Genomic DNA, 17,066 nt, shown 5'->3' with positions numbered 1-17,066 from the left:
GCGGTTCACGTGCTGATCACCAGGAGCCAGTCCTCGTCACCGTCCCGGTTCGGACCCGGGCTCGACACGTTGCCGTTCCGGTCGATCTCCGCCACCCTGGACGGGCCACCGGCATCAGCCGGGTCGATCCACGCGAGAGTCGCCGTCTGCGGAACCAGCGAGAGATCCAGTCGGATCGCCCGCCGCGTCGGCACATAGACGACGGCGAGAGAACCGTCGGGCGTGCGGGCAGCGGTGACGTAGTCGTTGTCCAGGACGTCGAGCATCTCATCGCTCGCCTGTCGGGCGCCGCGTCCCTCCACGACGAGTGGCTCGTCGACGTCGGGTACGAGCTGCCACCACGGCCACGACTGCCACAGATCGCGAATGGCCGCGAGTTGCGCCACGGCCGGTGTGTCCAGGCGCGATTCCCATCCCTCCAGAAACTCCCAGTCGTCGGAGCCCCGAAATTCGCCTGGCGAGCCGGAGGTCAACGCCCACAGCGCCTGTCGTCGAAGCGTCTCGTCGGTTGTCGGTGCCGTCTCGCTCTGATTGTTCTCACCTTCGTAATTCCCCTCGGAGAACAGTGCGGGGCGCGGATCCCTCGTTCCTGGCGGCCGGGTGTATCCGTCGAGCACCGCCTTGTACGTCGGCATGTACGTGTAGACGAAGTTCCAGTCCACCAGCGGTTCCCAGAACGCGTTGTCCGTGGAAAGCGACTTCTCGGGTCCTAGCTGGATCGAGAACGGTCGGTCCGATCCGGCGGCTCGGATCCCGTCGAGCATCGCGCGCAGGACGTGGTCCGATTCGGCTCCGGCTGCACGGTCCTCGGTGTCGGGCGAATAGTCCCCGCCGGTCATCCAGACGATGTTGGGGAACTGCGAGTAGCGCTGGGCGAACATCCGGCCGTATGTGAAGGCCTGATCCGGGGTCGTCGAGGCGAATACGTGGGCGAGGTTCCATCCGTCCATCGGGTAGAGGAACAGGGTGTGTCCGTGTCGGCAGGCGGTCCGGAAGAACTCGTCGACGCGGGACCAGTACGGCTCGTTCCATGCTGTGATGTCGCCGTCGGCGAACGGCTCGAGGCCGTCGAAGGTAGCTCCCTCATAGCGCGGTCCGCCGTTGTCGGGTACGACGATCGCCGAGAGGATGGACGCGTTGAATCCACGGGCCGCACGATCGGCGAAGTAGAACTCGGCTTGCTCGGGAGACCAGTCCGCCACCCCTGACCACGGCGAATCGCCACGGATGAGGATGGGATCGCCGTGCTGATCCTCGAAGTAGCGCCCGTCGGTGCTCACGGAGTGGACATAGCGCCGGTCGACGCTGCCGGGATCGCCGCACATTGCGTCCACTGCATCGACTGTCTGCGACGAGGGCCGATCCTGCGAGTCACTCCCGCCCGAGCAACCCGAGATGGCGATCAGCACCATCGCGAGGAGTATTCGCTTCATTTCCTCCCCTCGGCCCAGGGTCGTGGAATCCGGGAGTCCCCGAGGGGCAGTTTATGTCTGCTTCACATATTGCATCAGAGGAGAATCAGACTATCTTCGAATGAAAAGGTAATTCCAATACTCGAGAACATGCGTGCCTGAGCGCTTGGCAGGAACGACGCGACAGTTCGCCGGAGGGGTGCTCACCTGTGACAATGCGCTACATCTTCCACTACCCGGAGATCAACGGTCCCGATGGTCACGTCCTCGATCCGGGCCCGGTGAAAGAGGTGGCCGTTGCCGCCGAGAGGGCCGGTTTCGACGGGTTCTCGTTCAGTGAGCATCCGGCCCCGGGCGCGCGGTGGCTGTCCTCCGGTGGGCATCAGACCCTCGACCCCGTCGTTGCTCTCGGCTACGTGGCGGGCGCGACCGAACGCATCCGGCTGCTGACCTACCTCGCTGTCGCGCCCTACCGCAACCCGCTGTTGCTGGCGAAGGCGGCCGCGACCCTCGACACGCTCTCCGGCGGGCGCTTCGTTCTCGGGCTCGGCACCGGGTACCAGAAAAGTGAGTTCCATGCGCTCGGTGTCGACTTCGATCAACGCAACGCTCTGTTCGACGAGGCACTCGACGTGCTGCCCATGCACTGGAGCGGTGAGTCGTTCAGCTACCGAGGCAGGCATTTCAGCGCGCGCGATGTCATCGCCCGGCCACGGCCGGTCCAGAACCCCATTCCGATCTGGATCGGTGGCAATTCGAAGCTCACGCGGCGCCGAGTAGCCGAACGCGCGCAAGGCTGGATGCCGATGTCCGGCGGCGATCAGTTGAGCAGCACCGCGCGAACCCGCGGGCTCGGCTCGACCGAGCAACTGGCTGACGATATCGCCGAGATGCGCGAGAAGGCGGTTGCGGCCGGGCGTTCCGATCACATCGATGTCGTGTACTCCTACAGCCGCGGTATCGCAGAGCCCACCGTCGACGTCGACGGTCATCGTGAGAATCTTGCCGAGCTCGAGAAGGCCGGTGTCGATTGGGTTCTCGTGTCGTGCCGGATCGAAGGTCTGTCCGCGACTCTCGAGTTCCTCGATTCCTTCGGCTCGACGTACCTGTCGTGAGGGACACTGCCGTGGGATGGTTCGAAGAGCGTGCCGGGCTGGACGGCACCGTCGCGGTGATTACCGGCGGAGCAGGCGGACTCGGTGAGGCGATCGTGAACGACCTTGTCGCCAACGGTGTTCGACCGGCCGTGATCGACCTCGACTCCACCGCCGCCGACGCACTGCGCCGCACCCTCGCCGAGCGGGGGATCGACGCCCTCGTTCAGCACGGTGACGTCCGTGACGCCGACGTGTTGTCGAGCCTGTTCGAGGCCGTCGACCAGCGTTGGGGTCGACTCGACACGCTCGTCAATATCGTCGGGGGCACGTTCCGCTCGCCGTTCGTCGATACCGCCGCGAAGGGCTGGGACGCCATTGTCCGCACCAACCTGTCGCACGTGCTGCAGGCATGCTCCCTGGCGGTGCCGCGAATGCAGGCCGGGGGTCGCGGCGGCAGCATCGTCAACCTGACCACCATCGAAGCGCATCGAGCGGCACCCGGGTTCGCCGTCTACTCCGCCGCGAAGGCGGCCGTGGAGCAGTTCGCCCGCACGCTCGCCGTCGAAGTAGCCCCCGACGGGATCCGGGTGAACAACGTTGCGCCCGACTTCGTTCCGACACCGAATCTTGCGAGGTTCGGTGCCGGCGATCCCGCGATGACCACGCCTGCCGGAGCGCGGATCGCGATTCCCATGGGGCGCGCGGGCCACGTCTCGGACATCTCGAACAGTGTGGTGTTCCTCGCCTCGGGACTGTCGTCCTTCATCACCGGGACCACTCTCCACCCCGACGGCGGCACGCTCGCGTCGTCGGGGTGGTTCAACTGGCCGCAGACGGGGTGGGCCAACTATGCGCCCTCGCGGATGCTCGACCAGTCGGCCGGAGCCGAGTCAGCGGCCGAACAGTGACCGAATGAACCCGCCCTTGTCGCTCTTCTCGGTAGCGGTGGTGTCGCAGGTGCAGCGTCGGTTGGCGGGTACCGCCGCCATCACGGCGTCGACGTGGTTACCGCAGCCTCCCCAGCCGGTCTTTCCGCAGCGTGGGCAATCGACGGGATAGCACATGGTCTTCTCCTCGGGTAGGTATGTAGGTAGAGGTAGATAGGTTTCGGTGTCAGGCGGCGACGTGCTGCTCGGCCCAGGCGTTGTAGCCGCCCTCGAGGTCGGTCACGTCTTCGAATCCCTGCGAACGGAGAAGCGACGCCGCCACACTCGAGCGCCAGCCGCCGGCGCAGTGCACCACGATCGGTTTCCCGGTCGGCACCTGCTCGAGCCGAGTGCGAAGCTGCGCCAAGGGAACTGCGACCGAACCCGGGATGGCACCCTCCGCACGCTCTCCGGGGTTGCGGATGTCGACGAGGGTCACCGCATCCTCGGCGAGCAGTGCGTCGAGTTCGTCGATGGTGGTACGCCGGGCCTGCTGGACGAGGTCGGCGAGCTCGTCGGGGAACCGGCCGTCGCTGTCGATGTTGAGGTAGCCGACAGTGTTGTCGGAGCCGATCCGGGACAGGCGGAGCGCCGCCTGCTGCTCTTCACCCGGGTACGTGATGAGCACGATCCGCTCACCGACCTCCGCGACCATGCCGCCGGTCTCGGCGAACCGGCCGTCGAATCCCACGTTGACCGAGCCGCGAAGGTGCCCGGCGGCGAAGTCATCGACACCGCGTGCATCGAGAACCTTTGTTCCCGATCGGATTTCCTGAGCCACGGTGGCGGGATCGAGTGAGGGTACGGTGTGCCCCGCGGAGAGCAGCGGGTGCACGCGCTTGTTCATTGCGGCGTCGACCGAGAAGTACGCCGGAGCGGCCGGCTGGCCGTCGGTGACCAGTGCGACGAAGTCGTCCTCGGGCATCGGCTGCACCGACGGGTTGGTCAGGCGCTGCTCGCCGATCGTCGAGGTCAGTTCGGTCGACAGGTTCTTGCCGCAGGACGATCCGGCGCCGTGTGCCGGCATCACCGTGGTGGTGTCCGGTAGCTTCAGCAGCGTCTCGTGGATGGTGCGGTACATCGCACGTGCGAGATCGCTGGTGGAGCTGTCTCCGAGGTTCACCAGGTCGGGTCGGCCCACGTCGCCGATGAACAGCGAGTCGCCCGTCAGGACGGCGGTGGGTTCGGCATCCGGTTTCTCGCGCACCACGACGCTGATCGATTCCCACGTGTGGCCGGGTGTGGACAGGATCTCCAGGTCGACGTCGCCGAGTGAGATGCGCTCGCCGTGCTTCAGCCGGCGGATCGGGTATTCGGTCTCGGCGGCTTCGCCGAAGCCGATCCATGCTCCCGTCGCGTCGACGAGTTCGAGGTGCCCGGAGACGAAGTCGGCGTGGAAGTGCGTGTTGATGACGCCTTCGATGGTCAGGCCCAGCCGCTCGGCGTCGGCGAGGTACTCGCTGATGTCGCGTCGCGGATCCACTACGACGGCCCGACGGGTGTTTTCGTCACCGACCAGGTACGACGCATGCGACAGGCACTCGATGTAGTACTGCTCGAGGATCATAGGGGTCTCCTTCCCGGCGGTGGGCCGGTTCGTCTGCTGATGTCATCCACTATGAGATACCCCCGGGGGTATGTCAAGTACGGGGTGGGGTATCGCACTATGGGTTGCGTATACCCAAGGGGGTATGTGTAGAGTTGCCGTCGAAAGATACCCCCCGGGGTGTCAACAGTCCGATTCCGGGGCCCTGCCCCGAGCGCTACTCCGAAAGGCCACCATGACCTCGACTCCCGCCTCTGTGGACCCGCACGCCCTGAGCGAGCAGCTCGATTCCGGAAAGAACGTCCGCGTGATCGACGTGCGCACCCCGGGCGAATTCGACACCGTCCACATCCCGGGGGCATACAACGTGCCACTGGACCTGCTCCGGGAACACCGCGACGAATTCCTCGCCCACTTCGACGAGAGCGTCGTCCTCGTCTGCAGGTCGGGCCAGCGCGCCACGGACGCTGAGGGCACACTGCGCGAGGCCGGCCTCCTCAACGTGCACATCCTCGAAGGTGGCATGAACGCATGGCAGGCGGCCGGCCTGAATGTCAATCGCGGCGCAGAACGATGGGACCTCGAACGTCAGGTGCGGCTCGTCGCCGGATCCATCGTCCTCGGGTCCGTCCTCGGTAGCGTTGCCGCTCCCAAGCTGAAGTGGCTCGCCGCCGGCATCGGTGGCGGCCTCAGTTTCGCGGCGCTGTCCAACACGTGCGCCATGGGGATGCTGCTGTCGAAACTGCCGTACAACCGCGGCCGGTCGTGCGACCCCGAAACCATCGTCGCCGAACTGGTGGCGGCGAAGACCTCCCAGACCGAAGGGAAGTAGCCATGATCGCGCTGACCGTCGCACTTGCGGTCCTCGTCGGTGTCACCCTCGGGTTGCTCGGCGGCGGAGGATCGATTCTCACCGTGCCCCTGCTGGCCTACGTCGCCGGTATGGATGCAAAAGAAGCGATCGCCACGTCGCTGCTCGTCGTCGGCGTCACCAGCGCGGTCGGCGCGATCTCTCACGCTCGCGGCGGACGCGTCCAGTGGCGCACCGGCATTCTGTTCGGTCTCGCCGGGATGGTCGGCGCGTTCGTCGGCGGGCTCTTGTCCCGCTTCATCCCTGGCACCGTGCTGCTTCTCGCGTTCGCGGCCATGATGATCGCCACCGCGATCGCGATGTTGCGTGGACGGAAGAAGGTCGCCGGTGCCGGCGAGGGTGAGAAGACGATGCCGGTGGGCAAGATCCTGCTCGACGGTGTAGTGGTCGGCCTGGTCACCGGCCTCGTCGGCGCGGGCGGCGGGTTCCTCGTCGTGCCGGCGCTCGCGCTCCTCGGCGGACTTCCGATGCCGGTGGCGGTGGGCACCTCGCTGGTGGTCATCGCGATGAAGTCGTTCGCCGGATTGGGCGGATACCTCTCGACGGTCCAGATCGACTGGAAACTGGCGGGAATGGTCACCGCTGCCGCCGTCGTCGGCAGCCTGATCGGCGGCCGTCTGACCTCGCTCGTCGACCCCGAGGTCCTCCGCAAGGCCTTCGGCTGGTTCGTGCTCGTGATGTCGTCGGTGATCATCGCGCAGGAAGTGCATCCCGCGGTCGGTCTCGCGGTGGCCGGTGCCGTACTGGTCGCGGGCGCGGTGTCGCTGGACTGCCGGCGACGGCCGGACTGCCCGGTGCGCCGCCTCGCCACCCGCGTGCGTGCGGTGTCGCCGGCGACCTGACCCGAGGCATACCCCCAGGGGTACACTGGGTAGAACACCCGATGAAAGGACAGGAACATGGTCGGAGACGAAGAATCCATCGCATCGGTACTCAACCGGCTCAAGCGGGCACAAGGCCAGCTCGCCGGAGTCATCTCGATGATCGAGCAGGGCCGCGACTGCAAGGACGTGGTGACGCAGCTCGCCGCGGTGTCACGCGCTCTCGACCGTGCCGGATTCAAGATTGTCGCCACAGGGCTACGCGAATGCATGACCGGCGAAGCTCGTGAAGGTGGCGAACCGATGACCGAGGCCGAACTCGAAAAGCTGTTTCTGGCGCTCGCCTGACGGCGACGACGAGAAACGATACGCTCGCCCGACAGTGAGGAAAGGACCGGTTCATGACGCTCGCCCTCTCGACCACCCTGCGCACCTCTTTCCCCGATGCCGTGGATCGCACGCGAAAAGCCCTCGCCGACCAGGGATTCGGTGTCCTCACGGAGATCGACATGCGGGCCACGCTCAAGGCCAAGCTCGACGAGGACATGGAGGATTACGTCATCCTCGGAGCCTGTAATCCGCCGCTTGCTCATCGGGCTGTGAACGTCGACCGGCAGATCGGACTGTTGCTGCCGTGCAACGTCGTCGTGCGCACCGACCCGGCCGATTCGGAAACGGTGATCGTCGATGCGATGAACCCGGCGATCATGGTGCAGGTGGCCGATCAGCCGGGCCTTCGTGAGGTCGCCGACGATGCCACCGCGAAACTGCAGGCCGCCATCGAAGCGCTGGCCGGGACGGCCTGACCGGCGGCTCCGGTACACACCGTCGGTCACGGCAGAAGTTCGCACACGTATTGCGCACTCGGTGTGATGTGCGTAACATAAGGGGTGCGGATCGAGCAGACGTCCGAGGACGACAGAGGCTCGTGAAGCAGAGATCCGGCCCGGTGAATGTGCAGAAGCGCATACCGGGCCGAACCCCTGTTCAGGGGAGTTTCGAGGGGGACGCGTGGGGAAGCGGATCGATACCGTCGAGCGTGAAGGCCTGACCTTCGATGTTCGCGACGAGGGCCCGATCGACGGTGAACCCGTGGTGCTTCTGCACGGTTTCCCGCAGGACGCCCGCTCGTGGGACGCCGTGGCCGCGCGATTGCACGAGGCCGGATACCGCACCATCGCTCCCGACCAGCGGGGATACTCGCCGCGCGCCCGGCCCGGCCGGCGACGCGACTACCGCATCCCGGCCCTCGTCGACGACATCGTTGCGCTGGTGGGTGCCATCGGTGGCGGCCCGGTCCATCTCGTCGGCCACGACTGGGGCGCGGTCGTCGCGTGGGTCGTCGCGGCTCGCCGACCCGATCTGGTGCGCACACTCACTGCCGTGTCGGTGCCGCACCCGGCCGCATTCATGCGAGCGATGGTCACGAGTCCTCAGCTTCTGAAGTCGTGGTACATCCTCGCGTTCCAGCTTCCGTGGATCCCGGAGATGCTGTTGAGCAACGACGCGGTTACTCGGTTCGTGCTGCGCCGATCAGGACAGCCCCCGGAAACCGCCGAACGCGACGCAGCGCGGATGGCCGACGCGTCGGCTGTGCGGGGCGGGGTGAACTGGTACCGGGCGTTGTTCTTCGCCGATCCCCGCGAAACCGTCGGTCGCGTGCGAGTGCCGACGCTGATGGTGTGGAGCGACGGCGACATCGCCCTTACCCGAGCCGGAGCGGACGGCACCGGGAAATACGTGTCGGCGCCGTACCGGCTCGAGGTGCTCGAAGGTGTCAGCCATTGGATTCCCGACGAGGTGCCCGACGAACTCGGCCGGTTGATCGTCGAGCACGCCGGCGTTCACAGCTGAGTTGTCTACGCGCGCAGACGTTCGCGGCGTAGCAGCTCGACCTCGGGAAGATCCAGCGGCGGCAGGCTGTCCACCTGCAGGGCTCGGGCGAGCAGATGATCGGCGAGTTCCGGATTGCGTGCCAGGACCGGACCGTGCAGGTACGTGCCGATCACCGAACCCTGCACGGCGCCTTCGAGACCGTCCCCGACGCCGTTGCCGACACCGCGGGTGACACGGCCGAGGCCGCGCGCGTCGGGGCCGAGAGTGGTACCGCCCCGGTGGTTCTCGAATCCCGTGAGCGGGAGGCTGAGCGCGTCGGTGATGGGAGTGGTGACAACCTCCCCGATCGAGCGAACCTGCTGCGGCGACGTCGTCGCATCGAGCAGGCCGACACCGTCGACGCGTTCCCCGGACGACGTCTCGTACCAGTGGCCCAGCACCTGGATCGCCGCGCAGATCGCGAGCACCGGCGCGCCGCGCTCGGCGGCGCGCTGCAATCCGGGGTAGCGCTGCAGGTGACGCGTCGCGAGGCGCTGCGCCGAGTCCTCCGCGCCGCCGAGGGTGTACAGGTCCAGGGAGTCGGGCACCGGATCGCTCAGTCCGATCTCGACGATCTCGGCGTCGTGGCCGCGCATCCGCAGTCGCTGCTGCAGCACCAGCGCATTGCCGCTGTCACCGTAGGTGCCCATCACGTCGGGCAGTACCAGGCCGATTCGCACGGTCGACTCAGACATGAGTGGCTCCCCTCGTGATCGCAGTGTTCAGATCTCGGAACGCGGTGTAATTGGCCAGTACCTCGACACGGCCCGGTGGGCAGGACGCGATGGCGCGCAACGGGTCCGGGACGAGGGTGTGGTCGACTCCGGCGTAGGTCAGGCGCACCGCGAGGTCGGTGCCGCGCTCACCGGACGCCACCACCTGAACCCCTTCGAAGTGCTCGAAGCGCACATCCCACAGCCACGACAGGTCCTCGCCGTCGGGTACCTGACCGTTGACGGCGATGACGAGTCCGTCGACGGCCGGGTCGATCATGGACAGGGCTTCCTGCCAGCCCGCCGGATTCTTCGCGAGCAGCATATGCACCGAATGGGGTCCGACCTGCACGGTCTTGTAACGTCCGGCGACCTCCTCGACCACGGTTGTCGCCGCCACCGCCTTCGCCGGATCGGCGCCGAGAGCGACCGCCGCAGCGACGGCCTGCGCGGCATTGCCACGATTCGCGCGACCGGGCAGCGTCAAGGTCAGTGGCAGCACGAGTCCGTCGGGGCCGTAGAGGTTTGTGTCGTCGACCCACCAATCGGGTTGTGGCCGAGCAAAGTCCGATCCGGTGCTGTACCAGTGATCACCCTCGCGGACGATGGGTTCGCCGGTGCGGGGGCAGCTGACCGAATCACCGGCCCATCCGGCACCGGCTGCGACCCACACCACGTTGGGGTTGTCGTAGGCGGCGGACGTGACGAGCACGTCGTCGCAGTTCGCGATGATCACCGCGTCGGGGTGACGTTGCAGCCCGGCCCGCAGCTTGCGTTCGATCATGTTGATCTCGCCGACCCGGTCGAGCTGATCGCGGCTCAGATTGAGCAGCACGATGGCCTCCGGGGTGAGGGCATCCGCGACGTGCGGCGTGTGCAGTTCGTCGACCTCGATCGCGGCGAGTGCGGCATCGGGGTTCGCCGCGAGGGCGGAGACGATGCCGGCATCCATGTTCGCGCCGTCGGGTTGCGTGGCGACGGTGTCGAGGGTTTCGAGAGCGGCGGCCGTCATCCGGGTGGTGGTGGACTTGCCGTTCGTTCCGGTGATGAGCACGGTCCGGCGGCCGCGCCCGAGCTGCGCCATCAAACCCGGATCGATCTTCAGGGCGATGAGTCCGCCGATCATCGAACCGTTGCCGCGCCCGGCGCTGCGCGATGCCCAGGCGGCGGCCTTCGCTGCCCGCAGTGCGAGGCGCCCCCGCGTCGTGATTCCCGTCGTTGTAGCCACGCGCCGAGTTTTCCACAGGTGTGTTACGTGGTCGTAGCCGCCCGACTCGATGATCGGATCGCCCGATACGGGGTATCCCGGACAGATGTTGCTTTCAGTGGGACACGGCCGTTTGCAACGCCCGGAGCTGACCGCGCTGATGCGGTCGGCGGGCGTCGAATCGCTCGTCGACATCAGGAGGTTCCCGGGGAGCCGCCGCAATCCCGACGTCGCGAGCGACGCGATGGGCGAATGGCTACCCGACGCGGGGGTCGCATACCGGCTCGAACAACGGCTCGGCGGGCGGCGCCGGTTACCCGCCGGCACCGACACGGAGGACCCGTGGTGGCGGGTCGAGCAGTTCGCGGCCTATGCCGCGCACACGCGCAGCACCGAGTTCGGCGAGGCGCTCGAGGAACTGCTGGACGAATCGGCCGGATGCTCCACCGCGATGATGTGCAGCGAAAGCGTGTGGTGGCGTTGTCACCGGCGGCTCGTCGCCGACGTCGTCGTCCTGCGCTTCGAGCGGGAGGTACTACACCTCATGCACGACGGCCGCACGGTTGCCCACGAACCCGCGTCGGGTGCGCGTATCCGGGACGACGGCCACGTCGTGTGGGACGGCGAGGCCTCCTGATCCGGCCCTTCGTACAGGCCTGCGACAGACGGCGGCGGCGGCTCCCCGCAGGGAACCGCCGCCGCCGAACGTCGTACGTTACCGGTGCGCCCGGTTCACCGCCGAGACGACCGCGCGCAGCGACGCCACGGTGATCGAGGGCGCGATACCCACGCCCCACACCAGCGTGGTGGTGCCGTCGGGCCGGGTGACGTCGGCTTCGACGTACGCGGCGGCGTTGGCGTCGTCGCCCGAGGACATCGCGTGCTCGGCGTAGCCGCGGACGGCGACCTGGTAGCCCAGCGACTCGAGGCCGTCGACGAAGGCGGCCAGCGGGCCGTTGCCGGTGCCGACGATTTCCTTTTCGACGCCGTCGACCTTCAGCACGGCGGTGATGGTGTCTTCGCCGTCGTCGGTCTCGGCTGCCGCGACCTTCTGGCGGACCCGCTCCAGCGGCGCGATCGGGGCCAGGTACTCCTCGTGGAAGATGTCCCACATCTCCTTGGGGCTGACCTCGCCACCCTCACCGTCGGTGACCTTCTGTACCGCCTGTGAGAACTCGATCTGCAGCCGCCGCGGCAGATTCAGGCCGTGGTCGTGCTTCATGATGTAGGCGACGCCGCCCTTGCCGGACTGCGAGTTCACGCGGATCACGGCCTCGTAGCTGCGGCCGACGTCCTTCGGGTCGATCGGCAGATAGGGAACGGCCCAGGTCAGGTCGTCGACGTCGATGCCGGCGTTCTCCGCGTCGCTCTTCATCACGTCGATGCCCTTGTTGATGGCGTCCTGATGACTGCCGGAGAAGGCCGTGTAGACCAGGTCGCCGCCGTAGGGATGCCGCTCGGGCACGGGCAGCTGGTTGCAGTATTCGACGGTGCGGCGGATCTCGTCGATGTCGGAGAAGTCGATCTGCGGGTCGACGCCGCGGCTGAACATGTTCATGCCCAGCGTCACCAGGCACACGTTGCCGGTGCGTTCACCGTTGCCGAACAGGCAACCCTCGATGCGGTCGGCGCCGGCCTGGTAGCCCAGCTCCGCCGCCGCGACACCGGTGCCGCGGTCGTTGTGCGGGTGCAGCGACAGGATGATCGAGTCGCGCTTGGCCAGGTTGCGGTGCATCCACTCGATCGAATCGGCGTACACGTTCGGTGTCGCCATCTCGACGGTCGCCGGCAGGTTGAGGATGACCGGGTTCTCGGGGGTCGCGCCCAAAGTGTCGACGACGGCGTCGCAGACTTCCTTGGCGTACGACAGCTCGGTTCCGGTGTAGGACTCGGGGGAGTACTCCCACCGCCAGTGGGTGTCCGGGTGGTTCTGCGCCTCGGCCAGCACCAGTTCGGCGGCGTCGGTGGCGATCTTCTTGACCGTCTCCTGGTCGGCCTTGAACACGACGCGACGCTGCAGGATCGAGGTCGAGTTGTAGAAGTGCACGATGGCCGAGTGCGCACCGGCGCACGCCTCGAAGGTCCGCCTGATCAGCTCGGGTCGCGCCTGCGTCAGCACCTGGATGGTGACGTCGTCGGGAATCGCGTTGTCCTCGATGATCTCGCGGACGAAATCGAAGTCCGTCTGGCTGGCCGACGGGAATCCGACCTCGATCTCCTTGTAGCCCATGCGGACCAGCAGATCGAACATGCGACGTTTACGGGCCGGGCTCATGGGATCGATGAGCGCCTGGTTGCCGTCGCGCAGGTCGACGGCACACCACGCGGGCGCACGATCGATGATCTTGTCGGGCCAGGTGCGGTCGGGCAGGGTGATCGGCTCGACTTCTTCGGCGAACGGCCGGTACCGGTAGGTGGGCATGGACGAGTTCTTCTGCTTGTTCCATGCGGACTGATCGCTGGGGGCGGGCTTGCTCGGCGGCGTGATGGTGCGCGAACCGGAAGTGAAAGCGTCGGCGGGTGACATGACGTACTCCAATAAATGGGGACTTGTGAGTCCTGATCAGAATATCGACCGGCGCGTCGAAACCCCGCGACGGGAAGCCGGTCTGGTCAGATCCCGCCGCGGCGGCCGAGGAGAAGCGCGCGCTGCATGCAAAGCATTCTAACGCCTCGTATTCGACTTCGCCCACGGGCACCCCACGACAGTCCTGCGTGAACACGCTGCAGGTTCGTGACCTGATCGATACGGATGAGGCTCACGCATCAAGATTTCGTCACCTAGCGTCCACCGGAGAAACTCTGGTAACACCAACAACACCAGTAACTCGATCCTGGTGAGGGGCGGGCGCATGAGATCGATCACGTCGACGGTGACGGGTGCGTGCGCGCTGGTTCTGGCCATGGGTATCGCAGTGCCCCTCGCGCCGACCGCCCACGCTGAGCCGTGTGGCAACCCCGGGCCCGGCAGCAGTGGCTCCGTCGGCAGTGGCCCCGGAAGTAGTGGCCCCGGAAGTAGTGGCCCCGGAAGTAGTGGCCCCGGAAGTGGGAGTCTGGGTAGCAGTCGTCCCCGGGGTGACGCGTATCAGGGGCCGCTGCCCACCCTGCATTCGGGACCGGTCAGAACAGTGGCGTGGGTGACCGGGCCGCGCAGCGAGAACCGCACCGACACCCGTTTCTCGATCTCCGGCACAGACCTCGGGATCATGTGGGACAACGGCAGGACCGGTGCCGAGCGTCAGGTGCTCATGGCGTTCGGCGACACCTTCGGCGACTGCTCCGCCGCCGATCAGCAATGGCGCCACAACACACTCATGCGGACGGCCGACGACGATCTGTCGGACGGCATCAGCGTGCCCGACCCCGTTCCCGGCGACATCTACTCCGGAGCGCCGGTGGAGACCGCCGCACCCCACTTCGCCCGCGAACTCATCGGCAGCCTCGGCATCGACGGCATCGAGAAGACCGTGATCCCCACCGCCGGTATCGCGGTCGGCGGGGTGCAGTTCATCAACGCCATGTCCGTGCGGAAGTGGGGTGATCACGGGGAATGGTGGACCAATGCCTCGATGATCGCGTCGTCGCACGACAACGGCGAGAACTGGGAACTCCACCCCGCCACCGTCCGCCTCAATGTTCCGCTCGACGTTCCGGGCGTCCAGCAGGTGTCGCCGGGCAACGCGAACTTTCAGCAGCACGCATACGTGCGACACGGCGGCTACGTCTACGATTTCGGCACACCGCAGGGCCGATTCGGCTCCGCGCACGTCGCGCGGGTGCCCGAAGGGCAGATCCTCGATCTCGCCGCGTACGAGTACTGGACCGGTGAAGCCTGGATGCTCGACGCGGTCGACGCAGCGAGTCCCGTCGTCGGTGCGCCGGTCAGTGAGTTGTCGGTGCATTGGACGGGCGAAGAGTTCGTGATGCTCTACGGCAACGAGGACCGGGGCGCGATCGAGATGCGGACCGCTTCCGCTGCGGAAGGTCCGTGGAGCCCACCGATCGAACTCGTGCACCACACCCGGATCGGCGGCCTCTACGCGCCGTATGTCCATCCGTGGTCCTCGGGGAAGGACCTCTATTTCACGGCCTCACGCTGGAGTGATTACAACGTCATGCTTCTGCGTACGACCGTGCCCTGATAGGGCGCACCTCCGACCTCCCGGTGCCATCGGTAAGCTTGTCCACTGGACTTGTACCCAAGACCCCGGAGGTTCGCCAGCGTGGCACTCGTCGTCCAAAAGTACGGAGGATCCTCGGTCGCAACGGCCGAGCGGATCCGGCGCGTCGCTGAAAGGATCGTCGAGACCAAGAAGGCCGGCAACGACGTCGTCGTCGTGGTCTCGGCCATGGGAGACACCACAGACGAACTCCTCGACCTCGCCCAGCAGGTCTGCCCGGTTCCGCCGGCACGCGAAATGGACATGCTGCTCACCTCGGGCGAACGCATCTCCAACGCCCTGGTCGCGATGGCTATCCATTCCCTCGGTGCACAGGCCCGGTCGTTCACCGGATCGCAGGCCGGCGTGATCACCACCGGAAGCCACGGCAAGGCGAAGATCATCGACGTCACCCCGGGCCGCGTCCGCACCGCCCTCGACGAGGGCAACATCGTGCTGGTCGCCGGTTTCCAGGGCGTCAGCCAGGACAGCAAAGACATCACGACCCTCGGCCGCGGTGGGTCGGACACGACGGCGGTCGCGCTCGCTGCCGCGCTGAACGCCGACGTCTGCGAGATCTACACCGACGTCGACGGCGTCTTCAGCGCCGATCCGCGCATCGTCAAGGACGCGCAGCGTCTCGAGAAGGTCACCTTCGAAGAGATGCTCGAACTCGCCGCGTGCGGCGCGAAGGTACTGATGCTGCGGTGCGTCGAGTACGCCCGCCGCTACAACGTGCCCGTGCACGTTCGTTCGTCGTACACCACCAAGCCCGGCACCATCGTGTCCGGATCGATGGAGGACATCCCCGTGGAAGAAGCCCTGATCACCGGCGTTGCACACGACCGCAGCGAATCGAAGGTCACCGTCGTCGGGCTGCCCGACACGCCCGGCTACGCCGCGAAGGTGTTCCGCGCTGTCGCCGACGCCGAGATCAACATCGACATGGTGCTGCAGAACATCTCGAAGGTCGAGACCGGCAAGACCGACATCACCTTCACCCTGCCGACCGACGACGGCCCGCGCGCCGTCGAACTGCTCACCAAGCGCCAGGAAGACATCGGCTTCACGCAGGTGCTCTTCGACGATCACATCGGCAAGGTGTCGCTCGTCGGGGCGGGCATGAAGAGCCACCCGGGTGTCACTGCACAGTTCTGCGAGGCGCTCGCCGAAGCAGGCATCAACATCGACCTCATCTCGACCTCCGAGATCCGCATCTCGGTACTGGTCGACGACACAGACCTCGACGACGCGGTCCGTGCCCTGCACACCGCGTTCGATCTCGGCGGCCAGGAAGAGGCCGTCGTACACGCCGGAACGGGACGGTAACCGACATGACCACCATCGCTGTTGTAGGTGCCACCGGCCAGGTCGGCATCGTCATGCGCACGCTCCTCGAGGAGCGCAATTTCCCTGCCGAGAAGGTCCGGTTCTTCGCGTCGGCCCGCTCGGCCGGCAAGAAGCTGCCGTTCCGCGGTGAGGAGATCGTCGTCGAGGATGCGGCCGCCACCTCCGACGAGGATCTGAAGGGCATCGACATCGCCCTGTTCTCGGCCGGCGCGACCCTGTCGCGTGCGCAGGCCCCACGGTTCGCGGCGGCCGGCGCGACCGTCGTCGACAACTCGTCGGCGTGGCGCAAGGATCCCGACGTTCCCCTCGTGGTGAGCGAGGTCAACCCGGAGGAGGCGAAGAACCCGCCGAAGGGCATCATCGCCAATCCGAACTGCACGACCATGGCCGCGATGCCGGTCCTCAAGGCGCTCCACGACGAGGCGGGCCTGCAGCGTCTGGTCATCTCGAGCTACCAGGCGGTGTCCGGTAGCGGTATCGCCGGCGTCGAGGAACTCCTCGGCCAGGCGCGGGCCGTCATCGGCGACGCCGAGAAGCTCGTCCACGACGGCAGTGCGGTCGATTTCCCCGCCCCGGACAAGTACGTCGCGCCGATCGCGTTCAACGTGCTGCCGCTGGCCGGGTCGATCGTCGACGACGGTTCGGGCGAGACCGACGAGGACCAGAAGCTTCGCAACGAGTCGCGCAAGATCCTGGGTCTTCCGGACCTGCTGGTCTCGGGTACGTGCGTGCGCGTCCCGGTCGTGACCGGTCACTCGCTGTCGATCAACGCCGAGTTCGAGCGTCCGCTGTCGGCCGCGCGTGCGCAGGAGATCCTCGCGAACGCACCGGGTGTCCGGCTCGTCGACGTGCCGACGCCGCTCGCCGCAGCCGGGGACGACGTGTCGCTGGTCGGTCGTATCCGTCAGGATCCGGGTGCGCCGGAAGGACGTGGTCTCGCGCTGTTCGTCTCGGGCGACAACCTGCGAAAGGGCGCTGCGCTCAACACGATCCAGATCGCGGAGTTGCTCGTCTGACCGATCGACCGTCATGCTCGAGCGAGGGGCCCGTTCCGGGAAGGAATGGGTCCCTCGTCCGTTGCGGTGGCC

General features: G+C 66.8%; 17 protein-coding genes. 11 read left to right on the top strand and 6 right to left on the bottom strand.

All coding sequences use genetic code 11. From position 1 onward, the window contains the following. Positions 1 to 5: 5 nt before the first annotated feature. Positions 6 to 1,433 (bottom strand): apiosidase-like domain-containing protein, encoded by a 1,428-nt coding sequence (locus Q8814_RS01560; protein WP_330150239.1) that lies wholly within the window; start codon positions 1,431 to 1,433, stop codon positions 6 to 8. Between the two features lie 194 nt (positions 1,434 to 1,627). On the opposite strand from Q8814_RS01560, the gene Q8814_RS01555 reads away from it, so the two are divergent. Then, positions 1,628 to 2,527: an LLM class F420-dependent oxidoreductase gene (locus Q8814_RS01555; RefSeq protein WP_330150262.1), complete on the top strand. Its 900-nt coding sequence runs from the start codon at positions 1,628 to 1,630 to the stop codon at positions 2,525 to 2,527. A gap of 11 nt (positions 2,528 to 2,538) precedes the next feature. Next, the gene (locus Q8814_RS01550) at positions 2,539 to 3,417 is read left to right on the top strand and encodes an SDR family NAD(P)-dependent oxidoreductase (protein ID WP_330150238.1); all 879 of its coding nucleotides are present in this window, start codon (positions 2,539 to 2,541) and stop codon (positions 3,415 to 3,417) included. Here the strand turns inward: Q8814_RS01550 and Q8814_RS01545 are convergent. Together Q8814_RS01545 and Q8814_RS01540 are read right to left on the bottom strand one after the other, a co-directional pair. Then, a complete protein-coding gene (locus Q8814_RS01545) occupies positions 3,400 to 3,573 on the bottom strand; it encodes a hypothetical protein (RefSeq protein WP_330150237.1) in 174 nt (57 codons plus the stop codon). The two genes, Q8814_RS01550 and Q8814_RS01545, sit on opposite strands and share 18 nt — an antisense overlap. Before the next feature lie 49 nt (positions 3,574 to 3,622). Further along, positions 3,623 to 5,002, bottom strand: a complete 1,380-nt coding sequence (locus tag Q8814_RS01540; RefSeq protein WP_330150236.1) for an MBL fold metallo-hydrolase — start codon at positions 5,000 to 5,002, stop codon at positions 3,623 to 3,625. A 214-nt stretch (positions 5,003 to 5,216) separates the two neighbouring features. On the opposite strand from Q8814_RS01540, the gene Q8814_RS01535 reads away from it, so the two are divergent. The 5 genes from Q8814_RS01535 (at position 5,217) to Q8814_RS01515 (ending at position 8,527) form a co-directional block, all read left to right on the top strand. Then, positions 5,217 to 5,813, top strand: coding sequence for a rhodanese-like domain-containing protein (locus tag Q8814_RS01535; RefSeq protein WP_330150235.1), 597 nt, complete (start codon positions 5,217 to 5,219; stop codon positions 5,811 to 5,813). 2 nt (positions 5,814 to 5,815) lie between these two features. Beyond that, positions 5,816 to 6,694 carry a sulfite exporter TauE/SafE family protein gene (locus Q8814_RS01530; protein ID WP_330150234.1) on the top strand — a complete coding sequence of 293 codons (879 nt, stop codon included), beginning with the start codon at positions 5,816 to 5,818 and terminating at the stop codon, positions 6,692 to 6,694. Positions 6,695 to 6,751: 57 nt separating this feature from the next. Continuing rightward, the gene (locus tag Q8814_RS01525) at positions 6,752 to 7,021 is read left to right on the top strand and encodes a metal-sensitive transcriptional regulator (protein WP_330150233.1); all 270 of its coding nucleotides are present in this window, start codon (positions 6,752 to 6,754) and stop codon (positions 7,019 to 7,021) included. A gap of 53 nt (positions 7,022 to 7,074) precedes the next feature. Further along, positions 7,075 to 7,479: a DUF302 domain-containing protein gene (locus Q8814_RS01520; RefSeq protein ID WP_330150232.1), complete on the top strand. Its 405-nt coding sequence runs from the start codon at positions 7,075 to 7,077 to the stop codon at positions 7,477 to 7,479. A gap of 205 nt (positions 7,480 to 7,684) precedes the next feature. Next, entirely contained in the window at positions 7,685 to 8,527 is an 843-nt protein-coding gene (locus tag Q8814_RS01515) for an alpha/beta fold hydrolase (RefSeq protein ID WP_330150231.1), read from the top strand. A 5-nt stretch (positions 8,528 to 8,532) separates the two neighbouring features. Here the strand turns inward: Q8814_RS01515 and Q8814_RS01510 are convergent, their stop codons facing one another. Then, complete coding sequence (locus tag Q8814_RS01510) at positions 8,533 to 9,243, bottom strand: type 1 glutamine amidotransferase (RefSeq protein ID WP_330150230.1); 711 nt, start codon at positions 9,241 to 9,243, stop codon at positions 8,533 to 8,535. Further along, positions 9,236 to 10,489: a Mur ligase family protein gene (locus Q8814_RS01505; RefSeq protein ID WP_330150229.1), complete on the bottom strand. Its 1,254-nt coding sequence runs from the start codon at positions 10,487 to 10,489 to the stop codon at positions 9,236 to 9,238. Before Q8814_RS01505 ends, Q8814_RS01510 begins: the two co-directional genes overlap by 8 nt. 85 nt (positions 10,490 to 10,574) lie before the next feature. Here Q8814_RS01505 and Q8814_RS01500 point away from each other — a divergent pair, with 85 nt between their 5' ends. Further along, positions 10,575 to 11,105: a DUF488 domain-containing protein gene (locus Q8814_RS01500; RefSeq protein WP_330150227.1), complete on the top strand. Its 531-nt coding sequence runs from the start codon at positions 10,575 to 10,577 to the stop codon at positions 11,103 to 11,105. A 78-nt stretch (positions 11,106 to 11,183) separates the two neighbouring features. On the opposite strand, the gene leuA is transcribed toward Q8814_RS01500, so the two are convergent. Further along, positions 11,184 to 12,995, bottom strand: coding sequence for a 2-isopropylmalate synthase (gene leuA / locus Q8814_RS01495; RefSeq protein WP_330150226.1), 1,812 nt, complete (start codon positions 12,993 to 12,995; stop codon positions 11,184 to 11,186). Between the two features lie 610 nt (positions 12,996 to 13,605). Here leuA and Q8814_RS01490 point away from each other — a divergent pair. The 3 genes from Q8814_RS01490 (at position 13,606) to Q8814_RS01480 (ending at position 16,994) form a co-directional block, all read left to right on the top strand. Beyond that, positions 13,606 to 14,610 (top strand): DUF4185 domain-containing protein, encoded by a 1,005-nt coding sequence (locus Q8814_RS01490; RefSeq protein ID WP_330150225.1) that lies wholly within the window; start codon positions 13,606 to 13,608, stop codon positions 14,608 to 14,610. A gap of 81 nt (positions 14,611 to 14,691) precedes the next feature. Beyond that, positions 14,692 to 15,957 carry an aspartate kinase gene (locus Q8814_RS01485; protein WP_330150224.1) on the top strand — a complete coding sequence of 422 codons (1,266 nt, stop codon included), beginning with the start codon at positions 14,692 to 14,694 and terminating at the stop codon, positions 15,955 to 15,957. A 5-nt stretch (positions 15,958 to 15,962) separates the two neighbouring features. Next, entirely contained in the window at positions 15,963 to 16,994 is a 1,032-nt protein-coding gene (locus Q8814_RS01480) for an aspartate-semialdehyde dehydrogenase (RefSeq protein ID WP_330150223.1), read from the top strand. Positions 16,995 to 17,066 lie beyond the last annotated feature (72 nt).

Origin of the sequence: Rhodococcus chondri, from assembly GCF_036327435.1 — a bacterium.
In the GTDB taxonomy this organism is placed as follows: domain Bacteria; phylum Actinomycetota; class Actinomycetes; order Mycobacteriales; family Mycobacteriaceae; genus Rhodococcus; species Rhodococcus chondri.
Note: the sequence above shows the minus strand (reverse complement) of the source record. Positions and strands in the feature narration are given on the sequence as shown.